The 19048-nt window shown below is 61.8% G+C and carries 20 protein-coding genes and 1 pseudogene; 10 read left to right on the plus strand and 11 right to left on the minus strand.

Annotation, left to right across the window (positions count from 1 at the left end):
• Positions 1-23: 23 nt before the first annotated feature.
• From AC4GYV_RS07640 to AC4GYV_RS07650, 3 genes are all read right to left on the minus strand, one after another.
• Positions 24-1214: an aspartate aminotransferase family protein gene (locus tag AC4GYV_RS07640; protein WP_491100054.1), complete on the minus strand. Its 1191-nt coding sequence runs from the start codon at positions 1212-1214 to the stop codon at positions 24-26.
• A gap of 176 nt (positions 1215-1390) precedes the next feature.
• Positions 1391-1804, minus strand: a complete 414-nt coding sequence (locus tag AC4GYV_RS07645) for a hypothetical protein (RefSeq protein ID WP_491100055.1) — start codon at positions 1802-1804, stop codon at positions 1391-1393.
• 119 nt (positions 1805-1923) lie between these two features.
• Positions 1924-2718, minus strand: coding sequence for an ABC transporter permease (locus AC4GYV_RS07650; RefSeq protein WP_491100407.1), 795 nt, complete (start codon positions 2716-2718; stop codon positions 1924-1926).
• A gap of 138 nt (positions 2719-2856) precedes the next feature.
• On the opposite strand from AC4GYV_RS07650, the gene AC4GYV_RS07655 reads away from it, so the two are divergent.
• Positions 2857-3516 (plus strand): GcrA family cell cycle regulator, encoded by a 660-nt coding sequence (locus AC4GYV_RS07655; RefSeq protein ID WP_491100056.1) that lies wholly within the window; start codon positions 2857-2859, stop codon positions 3514-3516.
• Between the two features lie 60 nt (positions 3517-3576).
• Entirely contained in the window at positions 3577-4701 is a 1125-nt protein-coding gene (locus AC4GYV_RS07660) for a phytanoyl-CoA dioxygenase family protein (protein WP_491100057.1), read from the plus strand.
• A gap of 21 nt (positions 4702-4722) precedes the next feature.
• Here the strand turns inward: AC4GYV_RS07660 and AC4GYV_RS07665 are convergent.
• Positions 4723-7275: pseudogene (locus AC4GYV_RS07665) on the minus strand (alpha/beta fold hydrolase); the annotation flags it as partial.
• Between the two features lie 303 nt (positions 7276-7578).
• Here AC4GYV_RS07665 and AC4GYV_RS07670 point away from each other — a divergent pair.
• The 4 genes from AC4GYV_RS07670 to AC4GYV_RS07685 all read left to right on the plus strand — a co-directional run bounded on the left by AC4GYV_RS07670 (position 7579) and on the right by AC4GYV_RS07685 (position 10181).
• Complete coding sequence (locus AC4GYV_RS07670) at positions 7579-8484, plus strand: diiron oxygenase (RefSeq protein ID WP_491100058.1); 906 nt, start codon at positions 7579-7581, stop codon at positions 8482-8484.
• Between the two features lie 26 nt (positions 8485-8510).
• Complete coding sequence (locus tag AC4GYV_RS07675) at positions 8511-9071, plus strand: OsmC family protein (RefSeq protein ID WP_491100059.1); 561 nt, start codon at positions 8511-8513, stop codon at positions 9069-9071.
• 79 nt (positions 9072-9150) lie between these two features.
• Entirely contained in the window at positions 9151-9987 is an 837-nt protein-coding gene (locus tag AC4GYV_RS07680) for a methyltransferase domain-containing protein (RefSeq protein WP_491100060.1), read from the plus strand.
• A gap of 2 nt (positions 9988-9989) precedes the next feature.
• On the plus strand, positions 9990-10181 hold the full coding sequence (locus AC4GYV_RS07685; protein WP_491100061.1) for a hypothetical protein: 192 nt from the start codon (positions 9990-9992) through the stop codon (positions 10179-10181).
• A 60-nt stretch (positions 10182-10241) separates the two neighbouring features.
• Here AC4GYV_RS07685 and AC4GYV_RS07690 read toward each other — a convergent pair whose 3' ends face one another.
• A complete protein-coding gene (locus AC4GYV_RS07690; RefSeq protein WP_491100062.1) occupies positions 10242-12071 on the minus strand; it encodes an alpha/beta fold hydrolase in 1830 nt (609 codons plus the stop codon).
• A gap of 403 nt (positions 12072-12474) precedes the next feature.
• Between AC4GYV_RS07690 and AC4GYV_RS07695 the strand changes: the two genes are divergently transcribed.
• Complete coding sequence (locus AC4GYV_RS07695; RefSeq protein ID WP_491100063.1) at positions 12475-12663, plus strand: hypothetical protein; 189 nt, start codon at positions 12475-12477, stop codon at positions 12661-12663.
• Positions 12664-12691: 28 nt separating this feature from the next.
• Entirely contained in the window at positions 12692-12883 is a 192-nt protein-coding gene (locus tag AC4GYV_RS07700) for a hypothetical protein (protein WP_491100064.1), read from the plus strand.
• Between the two features lie 73 nt (positions 12884-12956).
• On the opposite strand, the gene AC4GYV_RS07705 is transcribed toward AC4GYV_RS07700, so the two are convergent.
• Complete coding sequence (locus AC4GYV_RS07705) at positions 12957-13457, minus strand: Hsp20 family protein (protein WP_491100065.1); 501 nt, start codon at positions 13455-13457, stop codon at positions 12957-12959.
• A 184-nt stretch (positions 13458-13641) separates the two neighbouring features.
• Here AC4GYV_RS07705 and parE point away from each other — a divergent pair, with 184 nt between their 5' ends.
• Positions 13642-15639 carry a DNA topoisomerase IV subunit B gene (gene parE / locus AC4GYV_RS07710; protein ID WP_491100066.1) on the plus strand — a complete coding sequence of 666 codons (1998 nt, stop codon included), beginning with the start codon at positions 13642-13644 and terminating at the stop codon, positions 15637-15639.
• Positions 15640-15662: 23 nt separating this feature from the next.
• On the opposite strand, the gene AC4GYV_RS07715 is transcribed toward parE, so the two are convergent.
• From AC4GYV_RS07715 to AC4GYV_RS07725, 3 genes are all read right to left on the minus strand, one after another.
• Complete coding sequence (locus AC4GYV_RS07715; RefSeq protein ID WP_491100067.1) at positions 15663-16352, minus strand: DUF3313 family protein; 690 nt, start codon at positions 16350-16352, stop codon at positions 15663-15665.
• A 295-nt stretch (positions 16353-16647) separates the two neighbouring features.
• Positions 16648-16854: a hypothetical protein gene (locus tag AC4GYV_RS07720; RefSeq protein ID WP_491100068.1), complete on the minus strand. Its 207-nt coding sequence runs from the start codon at positions 16852-16854 to the stop codon at positions 16648-16650.
• Between the two features lie 147 nt (positions 16855-17001).
• The gene (locus AC4GYV_RS07725; protein WP_491100069.1) at positions 17002-17685 is read right to left on the minus strand and encodes a hypothetical protein; all 684 of its coding nucleotides are present in this window, start codon (positions 17683-17685) and stop codon (positions 17002-17004) included.
• Positions 17686-17865: 180 nt separating this feature from the next.
• Between AC4GYV_RS07725 and AC4GYV_RS07730 the strand changes: the two genes are divergently transcribed.
• The gene (locus AC4GYV_RS07730; RefSeq protein WP_491100070.1) at positions 17866-18123 is read left to right on the plus strand and encodes a GlsB/YeaQ/YmgE family stress response membrane protein; all 258 of its coding nucleotides are present in this window, start codon (positions 17866-17868) and stop codon (positions 18121-18123) included.
• Positions 18124-18233: 110 nt separating this feature from the next.
• On the opposite strand, the gene AC4GYV_RS07735 is transcribed toward AC4GYV_RS07730, so the two are convergent.
• Together AC4GYV_RS07735 and AC4GYV_RS07740 are read right to left on the minus strand one after the other, a co-directional pair.
• Positions 18234-18497: a hypothetical protein gene (locus AC4GYV_RS07735; protein WP_491100071.1), complete on the minus strand. Its 264-nt coding sequence runs from the start codon at positions 18495-18497 to the stop codon at positions 18234-18236.
• A 106-nt stretch (positions 18498-18603) separates the two neighbouring features.
• Positions 18604-18915 (minus strand): PilZ domain-containing protein, encoded by a 312-nt coding sequence (locus AC4GYV_RS07740; RefSeq protein ID WP_491100072.1) that lies wholly within the window; start codon positions 18913-18915, stop codon positions 18604-18606.
• Positions 18916-19048: the final 133 nt, after the last annotated feature.

Below are 19048 nucleotides of genomic sequence, written 5' to 3' on the forward strand. Positions count from 1 at the left end.
GCGCGTTGCGCTCCCTCAACCGTCTAGGCTGCGGCGGCCGGAACCTCATATTCCGCGGAAGCCGCCGACAGCGTGTCGACGAACTCGCGGATATGTTCTTCCTCGATGGTGAGGGGAGGCAGCACGCGCATCACATTATCGCCAGCGCTGACGGTCAGCAGGCCCTTCGAGCGCAGGTAAGTCACGAAGGCGCGGCTGTCCGTCTTCATCTTGATGCCAAGCATCAGGCCGGTGCCACGCACGCTCTCGAACAGATGGTCGTGGTTCGGAATCATCTGCTCCAGCGCGGCGCGAAGCCGCTCACCCTTGGCGCGAACACCGGCGAGGAACTCGTCGTTCGCGACGACATCGAACACCGCCTGCCCCGCCGCCATCGCAAGCGGGTTGCCGCCGTAGGTCGACCCATGCGTGCCGACCACCATCCCCGCCGCAGCCTTCTCGGTCGCCAGGCAGGCGCCCAGCGGGAATCCGCCGCCGATGCCCTTAGCCGAAGCCATGATATCCGGCGTCACGCCATATTGTTCGTACGCATAAAGCGTACCCGTGCGCGCTACGCCGCACTGAACCTCGTCGAAAACCAGCATCAGGTCTTGCTCGTCGCACGCTGCGCGAAGCCCCGACAGAAATTCCTGCGTCGCCGGACGAATACCGCCTTCGCCCTGGATCGGCTCCAGGAGGAAACCCGCCGTATTTTCGTCGATCGCCGCTAGCGCCGCATCGAGGTCGTTGAACTCGACCACCGTGAAGCCGGTCAGTAGCGGCGCGAAGCCGTCGCGCAGCTTCGCCTGATCCGTAGCGCTGATCGTCGCCATCGTACGGCCGTGAAAGGCGTTCGAAAAAGTGATGAGGTTGTGCTTGTGCGCGTTGCCCTTGGCGAAATGATAGCGGCGGGCGGTCTTGATTGCGCACTCGACGGCTTCGGCCCCCGAGTTGGTAAAGAAGACCGTGTCGGCGAAGGTCAGGTCCACGAGCCGCTGCGCGAAGGCTTCGCCCTGCGGCGATCCATAGAGGTTCGACACGTGCATCAGCGTCGCGACCTGCTCCTGGAGCTTCTGCGTCAAATAAGGATGGCCGTGGCCCAGCAGGTTCACCGCAATGCCCGCTGCGAAGTCCAGATACCGCTCACCCTGCTCACCGTAGAGGTAGACCCCCTCGCCCCGCACCGGGCGTACCGGCGACCGTGGGTAAACGGGCATAAGCGGCGTGATAGCCATGGGAAGAAGGCTCCTCGTTACGGCAGTGATGAGATGCTCGGCGCTATAGCCAGCGGCGCCTGAAAGGGCAAAGCCCAGCCCCGGACCAGAAAAAAGGCGCCGCGGACGGGGGTCCGCGACGCCTGTACACACCGGCGGTTGAGGGGCTTGGAGGAGCCGCCGGCAATGTCATTCCGTTACCAGCGGCGGTCGCGACCGTTGCCGTAACCGTAACCGTAGCGATTGCTGTTCGCGACCGCGTACTGGACGCGCTGCTCGAGGCGAGCGATGCGAACGTTGATCTCGTTGGCCTCGCGCGGGTTCAGCCCGTTGCGGCCCATGCGATGCAGGCGACGTTCGATTTCATTGGCCTCGCCGCGCAGGCGGTCAGCGCGATCGTCACGGACCACATTGCGGCGATCGAGCATGCGGATCTGGCGCTCAACGGCGTCGATCCGAACCTGGAGCGCGCGGGCCTGCCCGTAGTTGCCATAGCGATCGCCATAGCCAGGAGCGCCATATCCCGGTCCGCCATAATACTGAGCGGCGGCGGGCGTCGCGGCGGCAACTACTGTTCCGGCGGCGACTAAAGATAGAATCAACTTACGCATATCGGCTCTCCCTATGAGCGTTTGATGTCGGGGTTTTCCCCGATCCGCCTTGAGGAGATGCTGAACGCGAATGTTATCCGGCGTTCAAAATGCTTAATTCGTTAAAGCATTGAAACGGATCAGTTCTTGATTTTCCACCCGCTTTTCAGGAGCGAATAACAGACCGCCCAGAGGACGATGTTCAGGATGAGGAGTCCTACTCCACCGATCCACAGCGGCGAATCGCTGACCCCGAGGAAGCCGGCGCGGAAGCCTGAGATCACGTAGAAGAAGGGATTGGCGTGGCTCACCTTCTGGAACGCCGGCGCGAGCTGGTGGACGGAGTAAAAGGTGCCGGACAGAAGTGAGAGCGGCGTCACCACGAAATTCGTGACTGCCGCGGCGTGGTCGAACTTGTCCGCCCACAATGAGGTCAGGAGGCCAAGGAACGCCAGGAGCAGCGACCCCATCAGCCCGAACCAGATGACCAGCTCGGGCCGATGCACAGCGACCGACACACCCGGCCACAGCAGCATTGCAAGCCAAACCGCGAAACCAACAAGGATGGCCCGGGTCACCGCGGCACCGACCAGGCCAGCCATCAGCTCTCCCGTCGAAAGCGGCGGCATGAGATAATCGACGATATTCCCCTGAATCTTGCCGACGAGCAGCGAGAAGCTCGAATTGGCGAAGGCGTTCTGCATCATCGCCATGACAATTAGCCCAGGCGCGATGAACGTCGCGAAGTGGACTTCGACGTTGGGGGCGACGCTTACCGTACGCCCGCTACGGCCCAGTGCGACGGTGAAGATCGCCAGATACAGCAAGGTCGTTACTGCCGGTGCCCACACCGTCTGCAGCTGGACCTTGAAGAACCGGCGTACCTCCTTGATATAGAGGGTCTTGAGGCCTCCCCAATTGACGCCCTTCAGCATCGGCTCGCCCGGTGCGCCGCGCAGCCATTGCGTTGCCTGGGAATTTGGGGATGTGTCGTTCACGAGTGACGCGCCTATCGCCCGCCGCACGGCTGGGCAAGGCAACCACTCAAGGATTTGAAGCGGAGCTGAAGTTTAATGTCCTGGACCGACGAGCGAATCGACCGCCTGAAAAAGATGTGGGCGAACGGCGCCACTGCCAGCCAGATTGCGGATGAACTTGGCGGCGTCAGCCGCAACGCCGTGATCGGTAAGGCGCACCGCCTCGGGCTCGAGCAGCGCCCGTCTCCGGTGAAGCCTGGCGAGGAAAAGGAAGCGAAGAAGCCGGCTGCGGCTCCAGCAACTGCGGCGCCCAAGCCTGCTGCGCCCAAGGCGGAAGCGCCGAAGGCTGCTCCGGCCGCTCCGGTCGCAGCAGCTCCGACAACGGCTCAGCCGACGACGCCGTCGCGCAGCGCTCCGGAAATGCAGTACCGCTCGATCGGTCCCGGCGGGTTCATCCGCCAGGGTCCCGGTGAGCAGCAGGCGCCGATCCCGCCGGCACCGCCGCGCCGCCTGGTCCCCGCCAAGCCGAGCCCTGAGGTCGCCGACAAGACGAGCCTGCTCGATCTCAACGACCGCATCTGCAAGTGGCCGATCGGCCACCCGGGTGAGCCCGACTTCCATTTCTGTGGTGAGCAAGCGAACCCAGGCTTCCCTTATTGCGTGTCGCACTGCGGCGTCGCCTATCAGGCACAGCTCCCGCGCCGCGACCGCCGCCCGCCTCCGCCGCTTCCGTTCGGGGGTCCGCGCGTCCGCTAATCCACCGAGGGATGCTTGCGTACAGGGGTGTTGCGTTGGTGGAGAGCGCCGTTCTGGGTATTGGCGCTCGCCACCGGCGCGAAGAGTTTTGTCGATAATCCGATTCTTGGCTCGCGCCGTCTCAACCGGCGGGGCCTGCACGTTGCCCGGCTGAAGCTGGCGCATCGGCTGGCGTGGGCGAGGCGCCGTCGTTTGGCCGCCCAAGTTCCGGTCGAATGGCGCGAGCAATTCGACCGCGACGGCTTCGTCGCAATCCCAAGCTTTCTTCCGGAAGCAGAGTTTGCGCGCCTCCGAGACGACCTTCTCACGGGCCAGTTTGAGACGAGAGAGCAACAGCAAGGCGATGCGATCACACACCGCGTTGCTGTGGGGCCTGATCTGTACGCCCGGAGTCGGAGCCTCAAGGCCTTGTTAGGCGATCAACGCTGGAAGTCCCTGCTTGCCTACATTGCAGGGACAACCAGCGCACCACTCTACTACGCCCAGACGATCCTGACTGGCGTGCGGGAAGCGCCACCAGATCCGCAGCTCCAGCTCCATGCGGACACCTTCCATCCCTCGATGAAGGCGTGGCTCTTCCTGACCGACGTCGAGGCAGACAAAGCCCCGCTGAACTATGTGGCCGGTTCCCACCTGCTCACAGCCGAACGGCTTGCCTGGGAGAAAGCCAAGAGCGTGGATATCGGCAATGCCGACCGGCTTTCGCAACGTGGCTCTTTGCGAATCACCGCCGAAGAACTTCCCGCACTTTCGCTCCCGGAACCCACCTCATTTAGCGTACCTGCCAATACGCTGATCGTGATCGACACCTGCGGTTTTCATGCGCGCGGAGCTTCGAACGGGCCAGCGCTAAGGGCTGAAATCTGGGCCTTCAGCCGGCGAACGCCGTTCCTGCCGTGGGCCGGACTCGACCCGCTCTCATGGGGACCCTTGGCAATTCGGCGCGCAGTTTGGCTGACGAAAGCCATCGACGGCCTAGACCGCCTCGGCTGGAAAAAGCAGCATTGGACCAAGGCCGGGCTGTGCAGCCCGCTCGAGCCGCTAGTCGGCAGCGAGGAACGCCCGCATCTCCCGGACCAAGGCGGGCCAGGCGGGCTCATTACCGAGGATGATGTGGTTCGGGCTTTCGAGCTCGACGAACCGCGAGTTCTTGATGCCGTCGGCGACCGCCCGCCCGGCCAGTAGCGGCGCATTTCCGTCCTGCTTGGCGTGGCAGACTAGGGTCGGCGCCTTAATCCCGGCCAAGTCAGTCCGAACGTCAATATCTGCAGCGAGCTCGATCATCTCGAGCAGACGTGGCACTGGTCCCAGCTCATCGAAATGGCGGTTGTGCCATTCGATCACCTCGGTATCGGCTGTTGGGAAATAGAGCGTCAGGAACATCTCGCCCAACAGGCTGCGGCGGAACGCCCACTCCCGCTGATTCAGCTCCATCAAGGAGTTGCGCCACGCGATCTCCTCCGGATCGGCACGAACGCGCCAGCCCGCTGCGAAGCTGTTGACCAGCACTAGCTTGCGAACGCGCTCCGGATGACGAGCGGCATAGGCAATCGCAATCGGCGCTCCATGGGCGACGCCCAACAAGTCGCACTGCTCGATTGCGGCATCGTCGATCACTGCTGCGAGGTCGCCGACCATCGAGTTAAAATCGAACTTCGCAGGTTCGAGCTCCGACAAACCGAAACCGCGCATGTCGGATCGAATGAACTCGTTCGACCGCGAACCCTCCGCGATCCAATGCCGGTAGGTCGGGTTCGTCCGGTCGGTTTGAAGATTGGTGATCCAGTTCTGCGCCTTCACCAGCGGGAAACCGGAGCCGCTCACTGCATAAGCGATCTTCGTTTGGCCCGGACCTTCGCAGGTTCTGATGTCATCAGCCGCTTCGACAGGCTTGGCTGGCACATCTACGGCAGCAACGAGCTCAGTGATGTCGTGGTCGAGGAAGGCGTGGGTCTTGTCGACAAATTGCTGCCACGCCGGCTCGGTCTCCAGCAAGATATGATCGAGGCTGTCGAGCGGCACGAACGTCGCACCGGGGATGCCTGCCGAGAGTTCCTCTCCTTGAGCAAACGGTACCGCCTGATCATTCAGCGAATGAAAGATGAGCGTAGGCGTCCGCACTTTCGGCAGCAGTTCCCGAACATCGATGTTCGCCAGCACTCGCATTAGCCGCACGGCGTTCTCGGGCGAGGCAGACATGCGCTGCATCTCGTTGAACCAGCCCATCTGCTGCGACGAGGCGTCCGGGATGTAGATATTGGTGAAGAGCTGACGGTAAGCAGGATTGTCGGCGCCCCACCCGATCTCACTCAGCGTCAGCATCGCTTCTCGCTTAGCGACCTCCGCCGGATCAGCACGGGTGGCCCAACCCGCGGCATAGCCGTTAATGATCACGAGCCGCCGCACGCGCTCGGGATGCCGCACCGCAAACGCCACAGCGACCGCAGCGCCCTGGCTGATCGCCAGCAGATCGAAGCGCTGCAGTTCAAGGCAGTCGGTGACGGACTCCAGATCGTCGACGAAGGCATCGAGCGATAGCTCAGGCGTGTCCCAGTCGGACAATCCGTTGCCGCGTTCGTCATAACGGATCAGCGATCGGCCCTCGGTGAACTCCTGGATCCAATGCCGCCACAACGGGCTGTCCCAGTCATATTCGATATGGTTGAGCCAATTGGCGGTCTTCACCAGTGGCGGGCCCTCACCGGTCACGGAATAAGCGAGGCGGGTGCCGTCCTTCGCCGTGCAATAGCGCACCTTCTGCTTTGGCAGCGCTTCTCTCGGCTTGCTGCGCGCCAGATCCTCGGCTTCGGCGCGACGACGCCACGCCGCTGGCGGCACGCCATATTCGCGCTTGAAGGCGCGATTGAACGCAGCCTCACTATTAAAACCGACCGAATAAGCGATGTTCGCGGTGGTTTGCTTCCCGTCGCGAAGCATGTTCGCGGCGACGCGCATCCGCCATCCCGCACAATAGCGCATCGGCGGCTCGCCGATCAGCTCAGCAAACTTCTCGCCCAGAACCGTGCGCGACACGCCCGCCTCGCGCGCGAGTCCTTCTACGTCGAGATCCTCTGCGTAGCGCGTGTGGATGATCGAGAGTGCCTTGGTGACCGCGGGATCGGTCAGGCCGCGCAGCCAACCGCTAGTTCCAGCCGGCAGGTGGTCGACATATTCGCGTACTGCCTGGGTGACGAACAACTCGGCCAGCTTGGCGACCACCTCCGATGACGGTTGCTGCTCGGCAAGGAAGCGCATCGAGCTATCCAGCCACTCCGCTTCGCCGCCGACGACCTTCAGGGTCAGCAAGGGCGGCAGCGCATCCAGTAGTGGATGATCGCTGGTCTTCGCTGTCTCGAGGAAGCCGCACCACACCTCCGCCTTCGGACCGTCGGTGCCCGTCGAAACCCGGTGGACGCCTTCGGCCGTGATGCGGCTGATGTCGTTCGCATCCGCCGGCGGAATGCCGATGCGGTTGGCGAGTCGATGAGGATCGTTGCGCGGAAGAATGGCGACAGATCCGGCTTCCAAAGTCACCGGAGTCATTCCGTCGACTTCGACAATCAACTTGCCCGAGCGAACGTAATGGTAGCTCATCAGCTTGTCCGGAACGTCGAAGAAGGGCGTGAAATGGCCCGGCGTAAATTCAGCGGCGACGCAGAAATCTCCGCTGAACTCGCCGTCGACTACGACGCCTCCGCTGAGGCGAAGTGAACTCAGGATCTCGTCGAGAACGTCCATCGTTGGCCCCGGGCTCAGCATACGTATGCGGCGTTTCGGTCAAATTATCCGGCAGACCAGTCATTTTGGCAAATCGCCCGTTCGACTAGATGCTGACCGTCCACTCGGGATGAGAACAAAGACGCTGGAAGATCAAATTCCGGCGGCGGACGAACTCGCCCGAATAAAAAAGGGAATGAGTCAATGAGCGACGAACAGAAAGCACTCCGATCTGGAGGCGCAGCCATCATGTTCTTCACTGCTCTTTCGAGCATGACTGCATTGGCGGCAGCGTTTCTACCGTTTCTGATTCAGAACTAACGACGAAACAAAAGGGGACGACAGATGTATCACGACTTCAACTATGAGGCGACGCTGGCATCATCCTTGCGCGCCCAGTGGCAGCTCGACGACGTGCTGCGTTCGGACCAGGAACTCGACTTCTCGCGCAACTTCATGCCCGAGAGCCTCTCGCGTACCGCGGTGCTGGAGCAGCTTAGCCCGCTCGAGCAGCGCACGCTGAACCAGATCAGCGCGCATCAGTATCTGAGCATTTTCGGCGTGGTCGAGGAGTTCATTCTCCCCTTCCTGTTCGATCATGCGCGGCCCGCTCTTCGCGGTGACGACTGGCGCGTCCGTGCGATCATCAATTTCGCCGGCGAGGAAGCCAAGCACATCCATTTGTTCAAGCGCTTCCACACCGCATTCGTTCGGGGCTTCCCCGTCGAGTGCCAGGTGATCGGCCCGTCCGAAGCCATTGGCGCGAAGATCCTCAGCCACGACCCGCTCGCGGTGGGCCTCGTGATCCTGATGATCGAGTGGATGACCCAGCAGCACTACCTCGGCTCCATCCGCGACAACGGTGACATCGATCCGCTCTTCAAGAGCCTGATGAAGCATCACTGGATGGAAGAGGCGCAGCACGCGAAGCTCGACACGTTGATCGTGGAAGCACTCGCGGAAGGACGCAGCGAGGATCAGATCCAGAAGGCTCTGGATGAGTTCTTCGAGATCGGCGCCTTCCTCGACCAGGGACTGCAGCAGCAGGCCGGCTTCAACCTCGACGCGCTCGAAAGAGCGATCGGTCGGAAGATCGAATATCGGGAAGATGTCATCGCCCAGCAGCACCAGGCTGCCCGCTGGACCTACGTCGGCTCGGGCATGGTCCACGAGCGCTTCAAAGCGGCGCTCCAGACCCTCTCACCGCAGGCTGCACAGCGCATCGCCGATGCAGCCCCGCTCTTTGCCTAACACTCACTCAACTACGGAGAACAACAATGCTCGATACAGTCAAAAGCAACGTCAACGGACTTGACCTCAACGCACTCGGCGAAGTCGTCGAGGAGATCCAGAAGGACAAGTCGAAAGCTCTCGTCAGCTTCAACGTCACGACCAAGTGGCAAGGCCAAACCCGCAGCGAGTCCACCGTTGACGGCTACACAATCGGTGGCGAGCGCGTCGACCGCAGCCACAAGATCGTCGCGGACGAACCGTTTGAACTGTTGGGCAGCGACGGGGCACCTAATCCGCAGGAACTGCTGATGGCTGCGGCGAATGCTTGCATGACCGTTGGCTACGTCGCTGGCGCGGCGCTGAAGGGCATCAAGTTGGACAAACTCGAGATCCGCACCAAGGGCACCCTCGACCTGCGCGGCTTCCTCGGCCTCGATGACAGCGTTCCCCCGGGATACGACGCCATCGATTATGAGGTGAGCATCGCCGGCAATGGCACTCCGGAGCAGTTCGAGGAGATCCACGAGACGGTGATGAAGACCTCGCCGAACTACTTCAACCTGAACCGTCCGATCCGCATGAACGGAACGCTTCAGGTCGGCTGAACCCTCTTCCCGGGCGCGCTCATCCCCCTCCCCATCCCCTGCAGCCGCGCCCGGGATACCCCCCATAGGAGACAGAAAAGTGGCCGACCTCGGCATCCAGACGATCAACCCGAACAAAGCGCTTTGGGAAAAGGGCGACTTCACGCGCATTGCAGAAACGATGCGTGAGAGCGGCGAAGAGTTCGTCGCCAACCTAGGCATTGTGCCCGGTCTCAAGGTCCTCGACCTTGGCTGCGGCGACGGTACAACTGCACTGCCCGCGGCCGAGCGCGGAGCCGATGTTCTCGGCGTCGACATCGCGGCCAACCTGGTCGCGGCGGGCAACGCCAGAGCGCAGGCCGCCGGTCTCGCCAACCTGCGGTTCGAGGAAGGCGACGCTTCCGATCTGTCGCAGCTGGCGGACAACAGCTTCGACCTCGTCGTCAGCGTATTCGGCGCGATGTTCGCACCGCGCCCCGACGACGTCGCCAAGGAGATGGTCCGCGTGACCAAGCCCGGCGGGCGCATCGTTATGGGAAATTGGATCCCGGGCGACCCTACGCTTGTCGCCCAGATTCTCAGGATCAGTTCGGCCTATACCCCCGCGCCTCCCGCCGGTTTCGTCAGCCCTATGACCTGGGGAGATGAGGCGGTTGTGCGCGAGCGGTTCGAACAAGCCGGCATCGAGCCCGGCAATTTCCGGTTCGAGCGCATCAGCTGGCATTTCCGCCGGCCAGGTCCTCCATCAGAACTGCTCCATGCATTCCGGCGCTACTACGGTCCCGCCATGAACGCGTTCGATGCTGCCCAGAAAGATGGCCGGGCGGATGAGCTCGCTGCGGAGCTCACGGCCTTGTTCGAAAGCCAGAATTACGGCGGTCCGAACACCGACATTCCGGCGACCTTCCTGAAGGTCACTGTCACCACGGATTCCTGAAAATGAAACATCAGACGATCAAAGACACCGCCAAGATTTGCATCGTCAGCGGCGGCGAGGACGCCAAGCTCCAGCAGGAGTTCGACCCGCAGTTCCTGATTGCGCTCGGAAATGCACATTCCGCGGAAGAGATTGCCAACGTCCTCGTCATCGAGGCGGGCAGAATAGAGGTTGCCGAAAACCGGCTCTGGTAGCGGGTCTTCGATAATAAAGGGGAAGGCCTCGGAGACGCACGCCCTCCGGGGCCTTTTTCGTCAAGCGAGAAAGGCCCGAAGCTCCTGCTTCGCCGTCAGCCAGGCCGCTTCGCCTTCGATGATGACGTGATTGTCGCTCTCGAGCGGCACCAACCTCGAATTCGCTACGCCGTTCGCGATTTCTTCCGAGCAGCCGAAACCGATGATCCGATCGCCTTTGCTGTGCATCAGAAGCGTTTGGGCTCGAACGGACGGAAGATCCCGGCTGACGTCGGCGTTTCGAAAGACGTCCATGAAGGACTCGTCGAGGTCGAGGATCGTGGTCAGGCGTTCGCCAAACCAATCGACGGTCTCGTTGCGAGCACCCGGCCAGTAGAGCGATCCCAGCATCTGCGCGAACACACCGCCGTCACCGGTCTGATAGTTGCGCGCGAATTCGATCAGGCTCTCGCGGCGCTTGATCTCTGTCTCATCCCCCCGAGCCATATATCCGCGTGCGTAACCGCCCACGAGCGCGATCTTGCCAACCCTTTCGGGATGCCGCGCTGCATAAGCCAAGCCGATGTTCGCCGAGTGGGAAAAACCGAGGATGTCGAACCGCTCGCTGCCGAACTGATCCGCGACGGCTTCGAAGTCCTCATAGAGCGCATCGAACGTCCAGCGCGTTGGCTTGCGCTCCGACAGGCCTGAACCGCGAATGTCCGATCGCACCAGCCGGTGGGTCCTGAGGACCTCCATGATCCAATGCTTCCAGCCGGGGCTTGACCAGTCATCCGGCACCCGATGGTACCAGACCGCCGGCATCAGGAGTAGCGGACCGTCGCCGATCTCGGAGAAGCCGATCCGCGTTCCGTCCTTCGACAAGCACGTGTCCGTCCGCTCGTGGCGCATCGCTCCGGCGAGCCTCGCTTCGGGCTCCTCCTCCTGCGATGGCCTAACGCGCGCCGGGCTCGTCCGCTCGGCGATGCGTCGCTTCCACGTGATCGGAGGCACGCCATATTCGCGTTTGAACGCGCGGTTGAATGCCGCCTCGCTATTGAAGCCGACGGCGTAAGCTACGTTGGCGCTGCTGTCCTCTCCATCGCGTAGCATGTTAGCGGCAATGCGCATCCGCCACTTGGCGCAGTAGCGCATCGGGGATTCGCCCAGCAGCTCCACGAACCGCTCGCCAAGCACGCTTCGCGAAACGCCCGACTCCCGGGCGAGAACCTCAAGGTCGAGCTCTTCGGCGAAGCGGGCGTGGATGACGCTCAACGCCTTGCTGATCGCGGGATCCTTGGATCCGGCAAGCCATCCTCCGTCGCTCGACCGCAGTCCGGCTGCGTATGACTTCACGGCATGATGGAAGGATTCCTCAGCGACCTGAGCAACCGTCTCCGGCGCCTGTCGCGTGCCCTTCAGCAGCTTGATCGTGCTGTAGAGCCACTCGTCCTGAGCCTGCGTAACATCGATGATCAGCAGTGGCGGCAGCGCTTCCAGGACCGGATGCCCCGGATTCCCCACGCCGAGAAAGCCCGACAGGAACTCTGCTTCGGGACCTTCCGTGCCGATTTCGATGCGAGCCACGCCACCTCCGCCCGCAACGACGAATTGACGTGAATCGACCGGCTGCTGGCTAGCGGCCGTGAAAAGCCGGTGGCGATCGTTGCGCGGAAAAATGAGCATCGACCCGGCGCCCGCGGAAACGCGCGGCAAGCCATCGACCTGAGCGAAAACCTCGCCGGTCTGCACATAATGATAGGCGATGATCGGCCCGTCGCCGGGGAAGAGTTCCGCCACATCAGCCGATGCCAATTGCGAGGAGACGCACCAGTCGCCTCGCGCTCGTCCTTCCAGGACGATACCCCCACTAAGCCTCAGGGAGTCCAGAACTTGACTCAGTACGTGCACTCGGCGCCCCCGCCTGTCGCATACGTATGCGGCATTTCGATCAATTTATCCGGTAGCCTGATCATTTTGGCAAATGCGCCGTTAGGTTAGAGACTGCCCCACGATCACAGCGAGAAACTTCCAACCGCGAGCGCCAAGCTCACGGCCTGGGGAAGGACTCGTCTTCGGCGTAATGGAGTTTTGTAAAATGGACCGCGATGAAGGCGCGCTTCGCTCAAGCGGAGCGGCGATTTATTTCTTTGTTCCACTTGCGAGTGTTTGTGCGCTCGTGGCCGCAGTGCTTCCGTTTTTCATCAAGTGATCAATGCCGGCATCCGCCGCTTCTGCCTCGTGACTGGGCTGCAACGCTCACGCTGAGGCCGAATCGGCCAAGGCGCTTCGCATTGCAGACAGGACTCGAAGGATGACGCAGGAACTTCTTGAGCAGACTGTACGCGACTGGGTTTACACCAACCCGCATCGTGGTGCGCGCGACCTGGGCCGGCTTGCGAACCGCGCGGTCGCCAGCTCAGCGCAATCGAAGGACGAGATCGCCGACGCGCTCATCCGCCTCGCCGGGCGGATGGAGCTCGCCAAGGCACGCGCCTGGTGAACCAGGCAAAATAAAAAGGGGCGAAACGATGAAACATCAGAAGATCAAAGATCAGGCGCGCGTCTGGATGCTGACGCGAGGACCGGACGGCAAGCTTCAGGAGCAGATCGACCCGAACTACGTCGGCGCGCTTGCGATTGCAGACACGGCCGAAGAGATCGCCGACGTCCTCGTGATCGAGGCGGGCAAGATCGAGATTGCCGAAACCCGGCTCTGGTAGCTGGATGGAGATCAAGACAAAGGCCCCGGAGACGCACGCCTCCAGGGCCTTTTTTTGTTTCGTTGAGCTGGGATCAGGCGTGCTCTACCTCGGCATCCACTGTCTGCTCTGAAGCTGGCTGCGTGCCGAGCTTCTGAGAGCCGCCGCCGATGTTGATCTTCCGCGGCTTCATGGCCTCGGGGATCTCACGGACCAGCTCAATGGACAGAAGGCCGTCCTTCAGGTCGGCATCGCGCACCCGGATGTGATCGGCCAGCGCGAAGCGGCGCTCGAACGAGCGGTTCGCGATTCCGCGATACACGAACTCTCCAGCCTTATCGTCAGTCTCGTCCGACTTGCGGCCGGACACGACCAGCACATTCTGCTGCGCCGTGATGTCGATCTCGTCGGGCTTGAAGCCGGCGACGGCGAGCTGGATGCAATAGTCGTTCTCGCCCTTCTTGATCAGGTCGAAAGGCGGATAATTCTCCTGGCCCTGACCGAACGAACTGTTCTCAAGCATGTCGAACAGGCGGTCGAAGCCGACGGTGGAACGCCGATAGGGCGCAAAATCAAAAGCACTACGCATATTCATGTCCTCCATCTGAGCGACTGGCGGAGCGGCATGCTGCGTATGGAGCAGGGCCGCCCCGTCGCCGGACCCTCATGGCATCCGGCATGCGCTGATTTGGAACGGCCGTTCGCGCTTTCAAGACCTGTGGAAAACAACTGGCCGCAAGCTTGGCACGGCTGAAATCCCGGTCCTATACCCCAAGCAAATGTCCGATCTGTTTTCGTCTTCCGGCTCTTCGTCGTCACCCGACAGCTACGACGCATCCGCGATCGAGGTCCTCGAAGGGCTCGAGCCTGTCCGCCGCCGTCCCGGCATGTACATCGGCGGCACCGACGATCGCGCGCTTCATCACCTGGCTGCCGAGGTCATCGACAACTCGATGGACGAAGCGGTCGCCGGTCATGCGAACCGCATCGAGGTCACGCTCGACAGGGGCAACCGGCTGACGGTCACCGACAATGGCCGCGGCATCCCGGTTGATCCGCACCCGAAATACCCGGGCAAGTCGGCGCTCGAGGTCATCATGACCACCCTTCACTCGGGCGGTAAGTTCGAGGGCAAGGCTTACTCGACCTCCGGCGGTCTCCATGGCGTCGGCGTTAGCGTGGTGAACGCGCTTTCCACCGAGACGATCATCGAGGTTGCGCGCGAGAAAAAACTGTATCGCCAAACCTTCGCGCGCGGCCTTGCAACGTCGAAGCTCGAGGAAGTGGGCGCTGCGCCCAACCGCCGCGGCACGACCGTCATTTTCACACCCGACCCCGAGATCTTCGGGGCGGACGCCAAGTTCAATCCTGAGCGCCTCTACAAGCTGGCTCGATCGAAGGCGTATCTGTTCGCTGGCGTCGAGATACGCTGGCGCTGCGACCCAAGCCTTGCGTCCGATAAGGTCCCGGAACAGGCGGTCTTCCACTTCCCCGGCGGCCTCGCCGACAATCTTGCCGAGCAAATTGGGGATCGTCCGACGGTCACCAACCAGCCCTTCACCGGACGCCAGGATTTCCCGGCCGATGCCTCGGGCACACCGCAAGGCTCTGCCGAATGGGCGGTCGCTTGGCCGCTCTATTCGGATGGAAGTGAAAGCTATTACTGCAACACCATCCCCACGCCGGACGGCGGCACACATGAAGCAGGCCTGCGCGCCGCGCTGACCAAGGGAATCCGCGCATTTGGCGAGCTGGTCGGGAATAAGCGCGCCAAGGACATCACCGCTGACGACGTTTTCAACGGTGTCGAGCTGATGCTCAGCGTGTTCATCCGCAACCCGCATTTCCAGAGCCAGACGAAGGACCGCCTCACCAGCCTGGAGGCTGCGCGCTTCGTCGAGGCCGCAGTACGCGACCATTTCGATCACTTCCTCGCCGACAATATGGACCGCGGTCGCGCGCTGCTGGGCTCGATCGTCGAGCGCATGGAAGAGCGGCTCAAGCGGCGCGCCGAACGCGAGGTGCAGCGCAAGACGGCGACTTCGGCTCGTAAGCTTCGCCTTCCCGGCAAGCTCACCGACTGCGCCAACGACGACCCTGAGGGCACCGAGCTGTTTATCGTCGAAGGCGACAGCGCCGGTGGGTCCGCCAAGCAGGCACGCGACCGCAAGACGCAGGCGATCCTCCCGATCCGAGGCAAGATCCTGAATGTGGCCTCAGCTTCAGCCGACAAGATCCGCGCCAACAGCGAAATCGCGGACCTCAATCTCGCGCTCGGCTGCGGTGTGCGCGACAAGTTCAACGAGGAAGCGCTGCGCTACGAGCGCGTGATCATCATGACCGACGCGGACGTCGACGGTGCGCACATCGCGACGCTGTTGATGACATTCTTCTTCCAGGAAATGCCGGAGCTGGTGCGGCGCGGCCACCTCTTCCTCGCCCAGCCGCCCCTCTACCGCCTCACCGCCGGGGCGAAGACGCTTTACGCTCGCGACGATGCCCACCGCGCCGAGCTCGAAGCAACCGAGTTCAAAGGCAAGAAGGTCGAGGTCAGCCGCTTCAAGGGTCTGGGCGAGATGAACCCGAACCAGCTCAAGGAAACGACCATGGACCCCGCTACGCGGTCCATGCTTCGCGTGACACTGCCTGCCGCCTACGAAGACCGGCAGCCGGTGAAGGATCTCGTCGAGCGCCTCATGGGCCGCAATCCCGAGCATCGCTTCGAATTCATCCAATCGCGTGCTTCAGCGTTGGAAGACGACGAAATCGACGCCTGACGGAGTGCGTAAGAGGGACGCCGCTACTTCGTCTCCACGACACCGCTGGCGTTGATTGGCGACATGCTGCGCAGCGTGTTCAATCCTTTTGCGCTGATCTTGGCCCAATTCTGGAATAAGTCGTGAAAGTCGTCCTCATTCGTGGCTCGGTTCCGTTGAGTGGGCGTATTCTCGCCCGCTATTTGAGCATCGATCGCGCGGCCTAGAAGCTGACCCGTCACGGAATCCCGCGCTTCGATGACATAGGTCGCTGAGCCAGAATCGATTGTGTAAGTGCTCTCGATGCCGACCGACACGTCCGGGGCCGCGACGTTCACGTCGAGAATGGAAACGCCTAACCGGAGCACGTGCGTCCCCGGCGCTGTCGCGACTTGGAACCCGTCGCGAGTGAAGCTCGCCGGAAATATCTGCGCTAGGTTCTTCTGCGCCCAGGCGACGGCCCGAATGACATATTGATTGCTTACGTCATTCTCGAGATCGTCTTGCTGGAAGTTGTAATTGCGTACCCAGTTTTTCTTGAAAGCCACCTGAGGCGGGTCGAACATGACCTGGTTGTATGCGCGAAAGTCTGCGCCCGGACGCAAGTAAAGAGCCTTCACATTCTTCGACGGGACCAGAACGAGCCCATCCCAGGTTGTCGGCAGCTGCGCCTGAGCCGGACTTGTTATGAGCGCTAGCGCAACAGCGGCGGACATCAGCCCACATCTACGCATCGCCATGTCCTTTCTTGAATCGAACGAGGCGGGAGTAAGGTGGCGAAAATTGCGCTGCTATCAGTGGAAAACTTGATGTCCGGCCAAGGAATCCCGGTGCTGTGCAGATGACGCGAAATCCAAAATCGATGGCGCCGAGTGCTAAATGCCACTCATCGCGTCCGGTTAGCTGAGTGGGCTTGCCTGACGCTTCCCAGATCGAAAGCGAATGGCGGGCCGGGGCTTGCTTTAGCTGAAAGGGAGGTGGAGCGGGTCCCGGGCTCGGCGGCGAGGTCGCTCCCGCCGTCGAGCCGCTTTAACTATTGGCGGGTGGGCCTATCTGGCTCGCGGCGCCGTAATTGGCCGCAGCACGCCGATCCTCGTCAAGCACTACAAAGTTGAGCTCGAGCCTGTCGGCAACGTCGCGAAGTGCTCTTGCTGAAGGGTGAGGATCGATCCTGTCCGCAAGCAGCCGACAATTGTCGATGATCTCACGAAATTTCCAAACATACTCGTCACTCACGCTCGATACTCCCGATGCGTGGTGCAAAATTAGCGCGCTAAATGATAACTTAACAAGCCCATTCGGCGTCGGCTCAATGCCGGGCGAAGATCACGGGTCCAATTGCGATTCCGATCGCGACCAACAAGGCGACGCGACGGAGACGCATCAGGCGCTCGGGACCGTGTCCGAAGGCATCGGACAGGTGAGAGCATCCAGCTCCTTGCGAGATTGAGGTGAAAGCTCCACGCCGAGCGCTCGGATTTGCTCCGCGATCTGGGTTCCGCCGAGTGCCATCACGCGGTTGTATCCTCTAACTCGAGCGACGTTCGCGCGAAGCCTGTCCTGGGATGCCTCTCCTAGTTTTCCGCCACGTTCGAGCATCTGGAATTCAGTGGTGACTGCAAATTCTTCTCTAGCGAGGTTCTGCAGCCCCCTGACGAATGCGTAGACGCCAGCATATTGAGCCCGCTCCTTGTTGCCCATGTGCGGAACGGTGCCGGCAGCGACAGCACTGTCCCAGCCGGATGCCGACCACACGCGCAGCGGCGTCACCCCGTGATTGTGAAGTAACTTCCAGGGCGTGGCCGGTGGATGATCGATGATTGCCTCCAGCTGATCGAGCCGGCGGTCGATGCAGGGGGCCAGCTTCACTCGCTCTTCGGCATTGAACAGGTTGGTCTCGAGTTCGCTGTGGAGATCCTCCCTCGCCTCGCGAACTTCACGCTTCCAGCTCAAGCGCTCGACGAGCTGGTCCGTCGCCAGTGCGATCAGAATGCCGAGGACGATGACGCCGATCTCACCAGCGAACTCGCGCCAGCCGTGCAGCGGCTTTGGAACATGGACGTGCATAGAACCGGCCCCCAGCGATGCTCCGGAGCCTATCAGCAGTGACACGTTGTTGGAACTCGAAGGAGGCGCGCCCTCCAGGGGATTTGTCCGAATAGCCAACAAAGGTTAGAAACGCAGAGCTGTAGAAGTCAGAGAACAGCAGTAGCTGCGTTGACCTGCTCAACTTCCAGGGAGCGATCTATGGAATATGGCATCTTAGGCTGGATCATCGTTGGACTGATCGCCGGAATCCTGGCGAAATGGATCATGCCGGGCGACGATCCCGGCGGCATCATCGTGACGATCCTGATCGGCATTGCCGGCGGCCTGCTCGGCGGATTCATCGCCAGCCGCCTCGGAATTGGCGGTGGTAATATCGTCAACATCATCATCGCGACCGTAGGCGCAATCGTCCTGTTGGCCATCTACAGGCTGGTGAAGACGCGCCGCGTTACCTGAGCGAAGGCCATTTGGCTTAGGTGCAGCGGCTAGGCCGCGACACCTAAGCTTCCTTCAGACCGGCAATTGCAGGGCCCCGGTTCGAGCCGGAGCTCTGTGCATCTTGGCACTTAGCCCCGTTCGCCCGAGCGCCGTGGTGAGGGCGGCGGAGGCGGCGGGGTCGGACAGGTCTGGCCTGCCGAAACCGTCGTTCCATCCGGACACACGACCGGAGGCGGCGGCGGGGGTGGCGGCGGTGGCGGAGGGGGCGGACACGGCTGATCGGCCGGAATCTGCGAGCCGTCAGCGCAAGTCTGCATCGGCGGTGGTGGTGGGGTCGTCGCGCAAGCCGCGAGCACAACCGTTCCTGCGAGGATAAGCGCAAGCCGTTTCATGGCCCTCTCCCTTTTCGTGCAATCCTGCACGCCAACGAAGGCGCTTGCCGAACGTTCCTTCGGCAATCCGCAACGCAGGCCCCCGCCAGTGTCCGCTAGAACGAACTCATCCGATGTTCGCTTCTCTCCGCAGCCGCTCGATTTGGTCCACGGCCAGAGGCGGGTCCAGCTGGACACCGCACTGGCCACCTCGCGACCAGACGACACGGCCGAAAGATTGGATACTCTCCGCCTGAAAGACTACGTCTTCGCCCTCAGCGGGCAGATCGGGAGCCGTCAGGCGGACGCCCTCATTCGAGACATTGATCAAACCTACCCGACGGTCGCTAGCGATTGTCGACAGAACTGCCAGTTGCGGCACTGTATCGCGCGCGGCTTTGCGCCTGCCGCCACCCTGCGACTTCCCAAAACTACTCATACTCGGCCTCGCAATAAATGCGGCCCCACGCCACTTTCGAGTTAAGTATCTTGAGGTTAGCAGCGAGTGTTCGTTCAGGGTTAAAAGTCTGGAAAAACCACTAACCCAGATCAGCCTCCTACCTCTCTGCGAG

The sequence above is a fragment of the Sphingomonas sp. SP4 genome, from assembly GCF_058313375.1.

Coding starts and splice junctions, on each gene's coding strand:
- AC4GYV_RS07685 (WP_491100061.1), top strand. CDS start 9,990: ATGAAACATCAGACGATCAAAGACACCGCCAAGATTTGCATCGTCAGC.
- AC4GYV_RS07645 (WP_491100055.1), bottom strand. CDS start 1,804: ATGCGTAAGTTGATTCTATCTTTAGTCGCCGCCGGAACAGTAGTTGCC.
- AC4GYV_RS07730 (WP_491100070.1), top strand. CDS start 17,866: ATGGAATATGGCATCTTAGGCTGGATCATCGTTGGACTGATCGCCGGA.
- parE (WP_491100066.1), top strand. CDS start 13,642: ATGTCCGATCTGTTTTCGTCTTCCGGCTCTTCGTCGTCACCCGACAGC.
- AC4GYV_RS07700 (WP_491100064.1), top strand. CDS start 12,692: ATGAAACATCAGAAGATCAAAGATCAGGCGCGCGTCTGGATGCTGACG.
- AC4GYV_RS07675 (WP_491100059.1), top strand. CDS start 8,511: ATGCTCGATACAGTCAAAAGCAACGTCAACGGACTTGACCTCAACGCA.
- AC4GYV_RS07715 (WP_491100067.1), bottom strand. CDS start 16,352: ATGCGTAGATGTGGGCTGATGTCCGCCGCTGTTGCGCTAGCGCTCATA.
- AC4GYV_RS07655 (WP_491100056.1), top strand. CDS start 2,857: ATGTCCTGGACCGACGAGCGAATCGACCGCCTGAAAAAGATGTGGGCG.
- AC4GYV_RS07695 (WP_491100063.1), top strand. CDS start 12,475: ATGACGCAGGAACTTCTTGAGCAGACTGTACGCGACTGGGTTTACACC.
- AC4GYV_RS07740 (WP_491100072.1), bottom strand. CDS start 18,915: ATGAGTAGTTTTGGGAAGTCGCAGGGTGGCGGCAGGCGCAAAGCCGCG.
- AC4GYV_RS07640 (WP_491100054.1), bottom strand. CDS start 1,214: ATGGCTATCACGCCGCTTATGCCCGTTTACCCACGGTCGCCGGTACGC.
- AC4GYV_RS07670 (WP_491100058.1), top strand. CDS start 7,579: ATGTATCACGACTTCAACTATGAGGCGACGCTGGCATCATCCTTGCGC.
- AC4GYV_RS07650 (WP_491100407.1), bottom strand. CDS start 2,718: ATGCTGAAGGGCGTCAATTGGGGAGGCCTCAAGACCCTCTATATCAAG.
- AC4GYV_RS07705 (WP_491100065.1), bottom strand. CDS start 13,457: ATGAATATGCGTAGTGCTTTTGATTTTGCGCCCTATCGGCGTTCCACC.
- AC4GYV_RS07725 (WP_491100069.1), bottom strand. CDS start 17,685: ATGCACGTCCATGTTCCAAAGCCGCTGCACGGCTGGCGCGAGTTCGCT.
- AC4GYV_RS07735 (WP_491100071.1), bottom strand. CDS start 18,497: ATGAAACGGCTTGCGCTTATCCTCGCAGGAACGGTTGTGCTCGCGGCT.